The organism is Algoriphagus sp., assembly GCF_029254265.1.
In the GTDB taxonomy this organism is placed as follows: Bacteria; Bacteroidota; Bacteroidia; order Cytophagales; family Cyclobacteriaceae; genus Algoriphagus.
The window spans coordinates 1-11,506 of record NZ_JAQWXX010000018.1; the positions used below are offsets into that span (position 1 = coordinate 1).

The following is an 11,506-nucleotide window of genomic DNA, read 5'->3' on the forward strand; positions in this document are numbered from 1 at the left end:
GGATTGCTTTATTTGGCTACTGAGCACGGGGTTTATGTTTCCTTTAATGATGGGGACATGTGGCAATCTCTTCAACTTAACCTTCCCGATACTCCGATCAGGGATTTAGTGTTGAAAAATGACGATGTGGTATTGGGTTCTCATGGACGAGGTTTTTGGATTTTGGATGATATTCGACCACTTCGTGCAGCAGTTGAAACCACCTCTAAAAATGAAGTAACACTTTATAAACCGGCCAACCCTATTCGTGGAGTTTACGATGCAGCAATCCAATATTACTTGCCTGAGAAAGTAGATTCCTTGAAAATTGAAATCCTTGATTCCGATGGGAATCTAATCAACACGTACACTGCATATGGAGATTCAACAGCCCGAAATGCACCAAAGCGTAATGCTGGACTGAACACCTTTACCTGGGATATGCGGTATCCGGGATCAACTGTTTTTGATGGGATGATCATTTGGTCTGCTAGACCTCAACGTGGTCCATACGCCCCTATTGGGACTTATCAAGTGAGGTTAACTGCTTTGGGTAAATCGCATAATACTGATTTTGAGTTGGAGATGGATCCGAATCTTCAAGGAGTTATAGCTGATGATTTGCAAGAGCAATTTGACTTGGCAATCCAAATTCGGGATAAGGTTTCGGAAGCAAACGAAGCAGTGATACTAATTCGAAATATCAGATCTCAAGCTAATGAGTTGAAAGCTAGTGCAAAAGTGAAAGCTCAAATTGATGAGATTCTGAGCAAAATGAAGGTAATTGAGGAAGATCTTTATCAAGTTCAAAATCAATCGGGACAGGATCCTCTAAATTTCCCTATTAAACTGAATAATAGATTGGCTTCTCTTCAGAGAAGTGTAGAAGCTGGTCAGGCTAGGCCAACAGACGCTGCCTACGTGGTTTTTGAGGAGCTTTCAGGAGAATTGGAGAATCATCTCGCAAAACTGGATGAGGTGCTTTCAAGAGATCTTAAAAAGTTAAATTATGTATTACCTAATAAAATCACAATCGATAAGAAGTGATTTAAAGTTTACTCGTGATGCTAAAAAATCCGTAAGGATTTTGCTCTGATAAATTTTTCTTAGGAGATAAAAGTAAAAATGGCTTTCTGATATCAGAAAGCCATTTTTTGTTCAATTCTTGAAGCAGTAAGCTTATGCTTCCACCAAAGTCTTTTTTGATTTTCTATAAAGATGAGAACTTAAGATGTTTCTTCTAGCAAATCGATAGGCATTATCTGCACTGAGAAATTTGGTATAAGTGTTTTTCGAGACTCCAAAATACTCGTAAGTATTCCCATCCAAAAACGTGATTTCAAGTACTAGATTCTTGTAGTGAAAGTCCTCAATGCCAGTTTGAGTAGCAGTCACTGTGTACTCTTCAAGGTTTGCAGCAATTGTTTCAGGAGCAATACTGACTAAAAAATGGTATCCATCAATAATTTTTGTGCTCTTTTCCTTTGCTTCAGCTGCCTTTTCATCCCCTTCTTGGAATTTGTCAGGATGCCATTCTTTCACGAGATTCCGGTAAGTAGTTTTCAGTTCTTTCAAATCAATCGGTCCTTCGATACTAAATAACTTTTTGTATTCATTAATGCGCTTCATAGAATCTCTCTTAAAATTTGCGCAAAGGTACTTATATAATTATTGAAAAAGCTATACCCTGAAATCAGGAACTTTTAGCCAACATTATCTTAAATAGATTAATGATTTTCAATACTAAATTTGGATTATAATCAACTCTATAAATTATTATTTGGGTTACTATATGATTCGTTAGTATCGGCAATTTGAGTTTTTACCAAAACCAGCATCTCCAAAAACCAATAGATCAACCAGATAAACCAATCAGGATTCAATTAAAAATGAAATCACGTCAATTCCTCTATCCTACCCTCATAATCAAACTGTAAATCTTCGTGAAGCCCACCAATAAGCTTCACAGCCTTTTTGACTTGCATTTGGTAAAGATTATCAAGTACGGCATGCTGATGATCTAAAAACCCATTTTCCTTCAATTGCTCACAAAAAAATAGGATTACCTCAATCTGATCAGTTTTCTGCTTCGTTAATTTCAGCAGCTTATTCATTTTTCTCCGAATCTTCTGAGCTGATTTCTTAGCGTAATAGTAATGATCTGCACGGGCATTTTGGAACTCAATCGCTAAATCCTCCTGTGCCATTTCCACGAATAAACCAGGATTGTCTTTTTCATTTAGTTTAAAAAACAAAAATGACTTATTGTCTCTGCTAAACTTCGAGAGTTCTAAGATTACTTCGATGAGTTCTTTTTCAGGTAAATAAGAAAGTTCTTTTTTAAGCTGTGCTAAACTAGGGATTTGCATTCCTGATTTTCTGTTATATGTTTTGAAAAAGGTAGATCGTCAACATGCCCCAGCCTGTGCCGGTGACCATGCTTAAAATTGCCAACAATACCGCATGAGGCATCAAATCTTTGCGATAAGCGGCCGTCACTGCTGGGGCTGTGGAAATACCCCCCAAATTAGCCATTGATGCGATAGGTACCCAAACCAAATTTAACTTTAGGATTTTTGCGCATATCAGCATCCCTACAAAATGTAGAATCAACCAGATTACCACCAATGTCACAAACTCCCAAGGCAAACTAAGATTGCTGAAATCCAATCTCAAACCTAAAATAGCCATTACCAGAACGATGCAAATACCTCCCAATTGAAGAGAAAAGCGGGTATTCCAAAGTTTGAAGATGTTTCCCAATACCAAACCAATTATGGATAGACTGATGACCATCCCAAGAAAGGAAATGTTTAGAAAGAAAATTAGTGATGCTATTCCAAAGAATATTAAAACTGTAATCCAAGGGAAAATTTTTCTACCTCCTGAGTTAAGATCTACTTGAGATTGATCTGGTATCGGGTCACTGATTCCAAAAATCCGGCTCAATACTTCTCCTTTTTTGATAAACTGAAACATCAAGATGGTCCAAATATTTACCAAGATATTATCCAAAACCAATACGGAAAGAAAAAGTGATTCAGGTGTTTCAGCTAATTCTTTTAGGATTAATTGACTGGTACTTCCTCCGATCCAGCCTCCTACGATAGGAACTAATCCTTTCCAATAGGCTTGCTCTACAAATAGATCGGAAGACTGAAGATCTACTCCTGAAAATGCCAAAACCAAAATTACCGGAAGTGTGGCGATAATAGCTGAGCCAATAAAAAAAAGCACCAAGGGACGAACACCTACGATAGCAAGTTGCCGCAAAGGCAAAGCGCTCATAACCGCAAGCAGTGTAATTGGAATGATCCAATTGCGACTTAAGGAGTGTAAATAGACTCCGGATAGATCCCATCCAAAGAGATGAGTGAATCCTGCCGGGATGACATATGCAAAGAGAATAGCCGGAAACCAGTCTAATATTTTTTCTACAATTCGATTTTTTAATTTACTGATCCTCAGTACAAAAAATACCGTCAGTACAACAATCGCAGTAGCTATCCAGTCTAGGTTTTCCATTAATCAAATGATTGGCTTAAGATTCCAAGACAAGTCTGGATTCCTTCCAAATAATTTCCCACTCGGATGTTTTCATTAGGTGCATGAATACTGTTATCGGGATTTGGAATCCGAACCGAAACTGCTGGGATTCCCAAAATATTTATAAACGGAGCCATAGGTTGAGAGCCACCCGTCAACCGGGTCTTAATGTAGTTTTCCCCAAATACAAGACTCATTCCTTTTTCCAGCCAATGTCCGAAATCAGATTCCATTTCTGCTCGGAAGGGTTCTGAGCCAATCCGATAGTCAAATGATACCAATTTTGAAAAGCTGTTTCGCTCATCATCTGAGGGCTCCCCTTCTACAAAATAATAACCTTGATCTTCAATAAATTTTCTGACAAGTTCAACCTGCCGCTCCGCTGGAGTTTCTTTGACTGTGCGCATATCGATTTCAATCACTGCTTCAGAGGGAATTATTGTCCGTACCTCTTTGCCCACCCAAGCTGCCCGCATACCGCGAATATTCAACGAGGGGAATTGCATGGCTTCCTGATAGCTAGCCCCTACTTTTTCAGCTTCAGCGATTCCAAGTTCATTTTGAATTTGTTCCAAGCTTTCTGGTACCGCAGCCATAGCTTTGAGATCTGCATCTGTGAAATTCACACCTTCATAAAATCCCGGAATTAAGACTTTACCAGATTCATCTTTCATAGCTGATAATAATCGAGCTGCAGCAAAAACTGGATTTGGAGCGAAATTTCCATACTGACCACTGTGTAGATCATTCTTAGCGCCAAAAATTTTCAAAGTAATAGTAGCTATTCCTCTTGCTCCAAAAGCCAAATTTGGAAGATTTGAAAAGTGGCGGGTTCCATCCATAATCAGGATTCCATCAGCTTCGAATAGCTTTTTATTGCCAGCTACAACTTTTGCAAGTTCAGGCGAACTCATCTCTTCTTGAAAGTCCAAGATAAACTTCAGATTTACAGCTGGAGCAATTCCCTTTTTTTGGAGAATATCCAAGGCAGATAGAAAAGTCATCGTAGGTCCTTTGGAATCTGATGCCGAACGGGCAAAAATCTTCCAACCAGGATCAATTTTCCCATCGATGAAATTCCAATTGATTGGCTCCCAATTCCCATTTATTTCTTCCATTAATTCCGGAATGTATGGGCTTTCCTGATTCCAAGCAGAAGAATCGACTGGCTGACCATCAACTTGCATGTACACAAGAATTGTTTTCTTTTTCAAGTCATTTTTCCCTTGAGCAAAAAGGTGAGGAACTCCATTCGAAGTCAAAATTTGAGTTTTGAAACCTCGCTTTTCCAAAGCTGATTTAGTCCAATCCAGATTCAATTGGATATCTGAAGCTACCTTTCCATTATTTGGTAGGCTTAGATACTCCTTTAATTCGAGTAGTGAACTCCGCAGCTGTAAAGCTGACGCTTCTATTATCTCGGATTTGCTGAGTTGGGCATTTACATGGATGATGGAGCCAAAAAACAAAAGTATTAGCGCAGATACAGCTTGTTTCATTCTTCAAAGATTTATCCCCGATTATACAGATTTTTCTTCTGGCATTCGGAAGTAACTTCTATTTTTATGCTGAACGATTTTAATCGCTATCAAAGATTTTCAATGAACGAGCAAAAATCTATTATAAAAGCCTACGAATCAGCCAAGAAGAATCAACTTAAAGTTGCCTTGGCAACTGTGGTTCAAGTTGACGGCTCTGCCTACCGAAGGCCAGGAGCGAGAATGCTAATCACAGAGGCAGGTGAACTGACCGGTGCTATCAGTGGCGGATGTCTGGAAGGTGATGCGCTTCGGAAAGCCCAAACGGTGATTTTTCAGCAAGAATCTATGTTAGTGACCTACGACACTACCGATGAAGATGATCAGAAATTCGGGATAGGTTTAGGATGCAATGGAATTATCCATGTATTGATCGAACCGATTAATTTTCAAGATGAATTGAACCCAGTAGCCCTCCTTCAAATGGCAATTTCAGATCGCGAAGTTGGTGTTTTGGCTACTGTCTTTTCGGTCAAGAATGCTAGATCGGCACAAATTGGAACTCGATTTTTAAAGAAAGGTGATACTTACAAGAAGAAAGATATTGGAATAGCTACTCCTGTTTTGGAAGAAATTGAATCAGTATTTTCCAATTCTGATTTAGTTAAAAATGAAATTTTGATACTGGATGATTCACATTCAATATTCATTGAAGTAATTCATCCCCCGATTCAATTATTGCTTTTTGGTGCGGGAAATGATACAATTCCTGTTGCTAAAATGGCTGATTTACTGGGTATAGAAGTGATTTTAATAGACGGAAGAGCTAATCAGGCTACTACTTCCCGTTTCCCAACTGTTACAAAAATCAATGTTTCTCCCGCCAACTTTGCTTTGGAAGGAATAACTATTGATTCCTATACGGTGGCATTATTGATGACGCATAATTTCGAATACGAAGCAACGGTTCTCGAAACTCTACTTTCTAACAAACTTTCTTATGTGGGGATATTGGGGCCAAAGAAAAAGTCTGAAAAATTACGAGAACGATTAGAAACCAAAGAGCTTCAAGCGGACTGGAGTAATGTCTATGGACCTATTGGTTTGGATATCGGTGCAGAAAACTCTGAAGAAATTGCATTGTCCGCCTTGTCGGAAATAAAAGCAGTTCTCGCTGGAAAAAGCGGTACCTTTCTGCGCGATAAACAAGGTCCAATACATTAAACGATATATGGAAAAAGCTAAAACCGGAATCATTATTCTTGCTGCAGGTGAATCTTCAAGACTGGGATTTCCCAAGCAAATAGCTCAATACAAAGGTAAAACACTGCTTCAGTATGCAATTGATGCAGCTTTGGAAGCTAAAGTAGAAAAGCAGGTTGTAGTTTTGGGAGCGAATAAGGACGAGATAAAAAAGACTTTTAGAGGCGATTCCATTCCCAACATTCCAAATCAGGATTGGGAAAAAGGAATGGCTTCCAGTATGCAAAAAGGCTTGGATTATTTGCTAAAGTTTAATCCCCCAGATCAGGTAATTATTATGCTTTGCGATATGCCGTTTGTGGATTCCAAGTTGCTAAAGAAACTGATTGCTACTCAAAAGAAGACCGGAAAAGGAATTGTTGCTTGTGAATATTCAGAAACTGTAGGCGTTCCTATACTTTTTACCAAAGCATATTTTAAAGAATTGAAAGGACTTTCTGGGGACGAAGGAGCAAAAAAAGTAGCTCTCGCACATATCGATGATTGTGCGCTAGTAAAATTTCCAATGGGAAAAGTAGATGTAGATACCGAAGCTGATTTAAGAGATTTGAATCTTTAGGATTCTGTCCTAGCTGCACAGCAGTGAGGAACTGAGGGAACATTGAACGAAACGATCAACACTATTTAGGGAAGTACATTAGTAAAAATTCTTATATCCTAAATCTTAAATCAAATATTTTCCCCTCTCAACTCACCTACCACTTCCTTAACCCAGTCTATTGCGTCTAGAATCTCTATTTCACTTGTCTGAAACCCTAAGCTGAACCGAATCGAAGCTCTTCCCAAATCTGAATTCAAACCCATGGCTTTAAGTACGTGACTTGGTTTTGGAGAAATACTCGTGCAAGCTGATCCAGAGCTCACTGCGACTTTCAGGCAAACCTTTCGAAGCAGCTCCTCTCCTTCTACTCCTCCGAAAGCAATATTGGAAACATGTGATAATCTATGGATTTGACTTCCATTCAAAAATGTGTTTGGGATTTCTAAGAGCTTATTTTCAAGTAAATCTCTTAGCCTCTCCAGTCTCATACTTTCTTCATTTATTGCTTCAAAGCGCATTTCTGCTGCCTTTCCCATCCCGACTATTCCTGGAACATTAAGCGTACCGGATCTAAAACCTTTCTCATGCCCTCCTCCGATTTGTTGTGGAATGGGCTTTGGTAAATCATGATTATGCCGGATATATAATGCTCCAACTCCTTTTGGTCCATAAAATTTATGTGCTGAAATAGCCATCAAATGGACTCCGGAAATTGAAATAGGAATCTTACCGACGGCCTGAACTCCATCTACAAAAAGAATAATCTGATGTTCGTTGGCTATTTTGGCGATTTCCTCAATGGGATGAATAACTCCAGTTTCATTATTAGCCCACATCAATGCGATCATTTTGGTTTCTGATTTTATAGATTTCTTTAAGTCTTCCAAATCAATCTTTCCTTTGGAATCAACTTTCAAATAAGTGATCTCAGCACCTTTTTGCTCTAAATAATCTAAACAATCCAGAACCGCTTTATGCTCAGTTTTGCAGCTGATAATATGAATCGGCTCGCCTTCAAAAACATCAAATATTCCTTTTAATGCAAGGTTAATCGACTCAGTAGCCCCAGAGGTAAAAATGATCTCTTTTGGTTTTGCTCCAATCAAGTTTGCAACTTGTTCACGGGCTTTTTCAACTGCATTTTCAGCTACCCATCCATAAGGATGCGATTTGCTTGCCGCATTTCCGAAGTGAGTCCCAAAATAAGGAAGCATTGCCTCGATCACCTCAGGATAGCAAGGTGTAGTTGAATTGTAGTCAAGGTAAATTGGATAATTCATGAGTTCAAAATAGCTTAATTCACTCGTTTTTCTAGGTTTTGCAGATGTGTATCTTTGGAAAAACTATTCTTATGCAGGAAACTTGGACTTTTGATTATTCAGATTCTTTAGACTTGAAAGAGCTTTCAGATTTCCTTAAAGCTAATTCGAAGGATTTGGGAATCTTCCTTTCCTACTATTACAAAAGAGAAGGTGCTTTGGCTGAGAATGTCGATATAAAATCAAACCTAATTTTTATAACTCCAACAAGTGGCAACTTCACCTTAGAATTTGATTTAATCCACTTTAACGCTTGTCTTGCCATTGATGAAAAGGAGAGGTCAGAGATGAAAATCAAATTTGAATTAAATCCAATTACAAATCAATTGATTTTAACCGGAGCTTATTGGCCGGAAAGAGGAATGGATGAGATTTGAGGTAGCATCAGGTTTGCTAGGAACTGAATTTGCTTTTAATAATTACTTCCCCAAATTATTTTAATTCTAATTAAGACTCTAAATTTTATATAGTAATATTAGGTTATATGATTACAGAAAATCTTCGTGCTCTCCGTGAAACCTTTGTGTTCTTCGTGGTCAGAAATAAAAAAAGCCTCCTGAAATCGAATTCAGAAGGCTTTCGTATCTCAAGGAAAACTATGCTCTCCGAATTCCTAATTTGATATCAGAAAACTCCTCTTGCTCAATAAATGGTTGACTTCTCAACCTTCTTCCTGTTGCAGTAAAGATTGCGTTTGCAATCGCGCCTCCTGTAGGTGGCAATGCAGGCTCTCCTAATCCGGTTGGATCATATCCTGAATCGACGTAATGCACATCGATCTCTGGTACCTCTTTCATTCGGATTAGTTTGTAGGAATCAAAGTTTTTCTGAGTTGGTAATCCATCCACGAAAGTTAGGTTACCATACATGGCATGTCCCATCCCATCCACTATTCCACCTCTAACTTGATGATTGGCACCAGTTGTATTGACAACCATTCCACAGTCGGTTGCGGCGGTAATTTTCTTTAATACCGGGCTTCCGTTTTCTATCTCGATATCAGCTACTTGAGCCACGTAGGTTCTATGAGAGAAATAAATACTGAGCCCCTGTTTTACATTTGGATTTTTACCCCAATTGGATTTCTCAGCAACAGTATTAAGAACGCCTATCATCCGATCTACATCATAGCCAGGCTCTCCTGTTGGGCTATTTTTAGCTTTGTTCAATAGATTTAATCGAAACTCCACAGGATCTTTGCCTGCTTCAAGCGCTACTTCATCCAAGAAAGATTGCTCCGCATAAGCTAGGAAATTGGTGATCGGTGCTCTCCATGCATTAGTCGTAATTGGAGAGTTGTGTTCCACACTTTCCACTTTATAATTTGCGACAGCAGCAGCTGGGAAATTGTCTTGTCTGGTGCTATTTCCAGAATTAATTCCTGCACCTTTTAGCTTGTATCCTATCATTTCGCCAGCTTCGTCCAGTGCAGCTTCAAATCTATATCTAACAGCGGGCCTGTAAGCTCCACCAGTCAAATCATCTTCTCTGCTCCAAGTCACTTTGACAGGAGCATTCATCAATTTTGAAATTTGGACAGCTTCAGCTACATAGTCGGCACGTAGTCTTCTACCGAATCCACCACCAAGTCTGGTAATTTCTACAGAAATATTTTCTGCAGGAATTCCTAAAATTTCAGCTGCAGTTTGACGGGCTCGATCTGGAGTCTGGGTAGGTCCAATCAGTTCAGCCTTGTCCCCTTGAACATGCGCAAAGAAATTCATTGGCTCCATCGGGGAATGAGATAAGAAAGGACACTGGTATTCAGCGGTGACGATTTTTGCCGCACCTTTGAAAGCCTGAGCGACGTTTCCATCTTCCCTTCGAACAGTACTTTTTCCACTGTCCAGCATTTCCCGGAAGATTCTATTGTGATCTTCTGTGCTTTCTACTGCACCGTCCGCTTCGTACTCCACTTTTAATAATCTTCTGGCTTTCATCAGTGGCCAGGTAGATTTTCCTATTACCGCTACATTATTTTCAAATTGAATCACATCAGTGACACCATTTACGCTTTTAGCTCCAGAATCATCTATTGATTTGATTTTCATTCCGAAAGGAGGTCTTTGGACCATTGCATGAAGCATTCCTTCACGGTAAAAATCTAATCCGAAAAGTGGCTTTCCGGTAAATATTTCTGGGTTATCTACATTTTTAACCGCCGTACCGATAATGGTGAAATCCTTCTTGTCCTTTAAAGTAATTTCTTCAGGAGCTGTCATCGTGGAAGCGAGTTCTACAAACTCCCCGAAATGACCGGATTTTTTTGTGGCTTTATGAGAAATGATTCCCTTTTCCACGGTGATCTCTGAAGCTGGTACTTTCCAAGTTTCTGCAGCTGCCGCGACTAAAACAAACTTTGCAGTAGCACCGGCTTTTCGTAATCGCTCCCAGCTATGGGGCATTGCACCTGATCCTCCGGTCAATTGCCGATCATATTTCTCAGTATCAAGATTTGCCTGTACGACACGAACTCTATTCCAATCTGCTTCCAATTCTTCCGCTACCACCATTGGGAAGGAAGTCTTGATATTTTGTCCCAATTCAGGGTTCGGAGAATAAATCACCACATCTCCTGTCGGAGAAATAGATAGGTATCCATTGAAACTCTTAGCCTGTGAAAGTATTTGCTCCGTAGTCAACACTTCAACTTTTGGAGAATCACAGCTCATCCAATTAAAGCCAATAAACAATCCTCCTGCCGTAGTTCCGGCAATTTTGAGGAAGTCCCTTCGATTTGTTTTTAATCCTGTAGCCATAATTATTTGATTTTAGCAGCCGTTGCAACAGCTTCTCTGATTTTATGATAAGTTCCACATCGACAGATGTTTCTATTCATCGCCTCATCAATTTCTTCCATGCTAGGGCTTGGGTTTTTATCCAAAAATGCAGCAGCATTCATGATTTGTCCTGCTTGGCAATAGCCACATTGCGCTACATCTATTTCATCCCAAGCTTTTTGTACTGGATGGTCTCCATCTTCAGACAGTCCCTCGATGGTAATGATTTCATCACCTTCCAAGCTGGAGGCTGGAGTGATACAAGAGAAAATTGCCTCACCATTTCGGTGAACTGTGCATGCACCGCATTGTGCGATACCACAGGAATATTTAGTCCCGACTAGTCCTAAATGATCTCTCAATACCCATAAAAGCGGAGTGTCCTCCTCCACATCAACGGTATGGGATTTTCCATTGACTTTAAGGTTAAATGTTGCCATGATCGATTTTTTGAATTCTTGCTTAAGTTAAAGAAAATCAAGGTTTGACCGAAATTTCAATTGATAATAACCTGATTTTTTGATGAATTGCACTATGATCGGACGAGTGAATGGAATTTCTTCTTTTCAAATTGAAAATTTGATTCATGAAAATTATTTT

The 11,506-nt window shown here is 39.3% G+C and carries 10 protein-coding genes and 1 pseudogene; 4 read left to right on the top strand and 7 right to left on the bottom strand.

The window, feature by feature from the left end:
• Positions 1 to 1,026, top strand: a pseudogene (locus P8O16_RS01720) (glycosyl hydrolase); the annotation flags it as partial.
• Positions 1,027 to 1,158: 132 nt separating this feature from the next.
• Here the strand turns inward: P8O16_RS01720 and P8O16_RS01725 are convergent.
• From P8O16_RS01725 to P8O16_RS01740, 4 genes are all read right to left on the bottom strand, one after another.
• Positions 1,159 to 1,608: a KTSC domain-containing protein gene (locus P8O16_RS01725; RefSeq protein WP_300310220.1), complete on the bottom strand. Its 450-nt coding sequence runs from the start codon at positions 1,606 to 1,608 to the stop codon at positions 1,159 to 1,161.
• A gap of 266 nt (positions 1,609 to 1,874) precedes the next feature.
• Positions 1,875 to 2,348 carry a hypothetical protein gene (locus P8O16_RS01730; protein WP_300310222.1) on the bottom strand — a complete coding sequence of 158 codons (474 nt, stop codon included), beginning with the start codon at positions 2,346 to 2,348 and terminating at the stop codon, positions 1,875 to 1,877.
• Between the two features lie 13 nt (positions 2,349 to 2,361).
• Positions 2,362 to 3,504 carry a DUF819 family protein gene (locus tag P8O16_RS01735; protein ID WP_300310224.1) on the bottom strand — a complete coding sequence of 381 codons (1,143 nt, stop codon included), beginning with the start codon at positions 3,502 to 3,504 and terminating at the stop codon, positions 2,362 to 2,364.
• The gene (locus P8O16_RS01740) at positions 3,504 to 5,024 is read right to left on the bottom strand and encodes a M20/M25/M40 family metallo-hydrolase (RefSeq protein ID WP_300310226.1); all 1,521 of its coding nucleotides are present in this window, start codon (positions 5,022 to 5,024) and stop codon (positions 3,504 to 3,506) included. The genes P8O16_RS01735 and P8O16_RS01740 overlap by 1 nt, the downstream gene beginning before the upstream one ends.
• 102 nt (positions 5,025 to 5,126) lie before the next feature.
• Here P8O16_RS01740 and P8O16_RS01745 point away from each other — a divergent pair, with 102 nt between their 5' ends.
• Together P8O16_RS01745 and P8O16_RS01750 are read left to right on the top strand one after the other, a co-directional pair.
• Positions 5,127 to 6,227 carry an XdhC family protein gene (locus P8O16_RS01745; protein ID WP_300310228.1) on the top strand — a complete coding sequence of 367 codons (1,101 nt, stop codon included), beginning with the start codon at positions 5,127 to 5,129 and terminating at the stop codon, positions 6,225 to 6,227.
• A 7-nt stretch (positions 6,228 to 6,234) separates the two neighbouring features.
• A complete protein-coding gene (locus tag P8O16_RS01750) occupies positions 6,235 to 6,825 on the top strand; it encodes a nucleotidyltransferase family protein (RefSeq protein WP_300310230.1) in 591 nt (196 codons plus the stop codon).
• 110 nt (positions 6,826 to 6,935) lie between these two features.
• On the opposite strand, the gene P8O16_RS01755 is transcribed toward P8O16_RS01750, so the two are convergent.
• On the bottom strand, positions 6,936 to 8,087 hold the full coding sequence (locus P8O16_RS01755) for a cysteine desulfurase family protein (RefSeq protein ID WP_300310234.1): 1,152 nt from the start codon (positions 8,085 to 8,087) through the stop codon (positions 6,936 to 6,938).
• Positions 8,088 to 8,158: 71 nt separating this feature from the next.
• Here P8O16_RS01755 and P8O16_RS01760 point away from each other — a divergent pair, with 71 nt between their 5' ends.
• The gene (locus P8O16_RS01760) at positions 8,159 to 8,503 is read left to right on the top strand and encodes a hypothetical protein (protein ID WP_300310237.1); all 345 of its coding nucleotides are present in this window, start codon (positions 8,159 to 8,161) and stop codon (positions 8,501 to 8,503) included.
• Positions 8,504 to 8,722: 219 nt separating this feature from the next.
• Here the strand turns inward: P8O16_RS01760 and P8O16_RS01765 are convergent, their stop codons facing one another.
• Positions 8,723 to 10,885: a molybdopterin cofactor-binding domain-containing protein gene (locus P8O16_RS01765; RefSeq protein ID WP_300310239.1), complete on the bottom strand. Its 2,163-nt coding sequence runs from the start codon at positions 10,883 to 10,885 to the stop codon at positions 8,723 to 8,725.
• Between the two features lie 2 nt (positions 10,886 to 10,887).
• Entirely contained in the window at positions 10,888 to 11,346 is a 459-nt protein-coding gene (locus P8O16_RS01770) for a (2Fe-2S)-binding protein (protein WP_300310240.1), read from the bottom strand.
• Between the last annotated feature and the right edge of the window lie 160 nt (positions 11,347 to 11,506).

Coding starts and splice junctions, on each gene's coding strand:
- P8O16_RS01725 (WP_300310220.1), bottom strand. CDS start 1,608: ATGAAGCGCATTAATGAATACAAAAAGTTATTTAGTATCGAAGGACCG.
- P8O16_RS01730 (WP_300310222.1), bottom strand. CDS start 2,348: ATGCAAATCCCTAGTTTAGCACAGCTTAAAAAAGAACTTTCTTATTTA.
- P8O16_RS01735 (WP_300310224.1), bottom strand. CDS start 3,504: ATGGAAAACCTAGACTGGATAGCTACTGCGATTGTTGTACTGACGGTA.
- P8O16_RS01740 (WP_300310226.1), bottom strand. CDS start 5,024: ATGAAACAAGCTGTATCTGCGCTAATACTTTTGTTTTTTGGCTCCATC.
- P8O16_RS01745 (WP_300310228.1), top strand. CDS start 5,127: ATGAACGAGCAAAAATCTATTATAAAAGCCTACGAATCAGCCAAGAAG.
- P8O16_RS01750 (WP_300310230.1), top strand. CDS start 6,235: ATGGAAAAAGCTAAAACCGGAATCATTATTCTTGCTGCAGGTGAATCT.
- P8O16_RS01755 (WP_300310234.1), bottom strand. CDS start 8,087: ATGAATTATCCAATTTACCTTGACTACAATTCAACTACACCTTGCTAT.
- P8O16_RS01760 (WP_300310237.1), top strand. CDS start 8,159: ATGCAGGAAACTTGGACTTTTGATTATTCAGATTCTTTAGACTTGAAA.
- P8O16_RS01765 (WP_300310239.1), bottom strand. CDS start 10,885: ATGGCTACAGGATTAAAAACAAATCGAAGGGACTTCCTCAAAATTGCC.
- P8O16_RS01770 (WP_300310240.1), bottom strand. CDS start 11,346: ATGGCAACATTTAACCTTAAAGTCAATGGAAAATCCCATACCGTTGAT.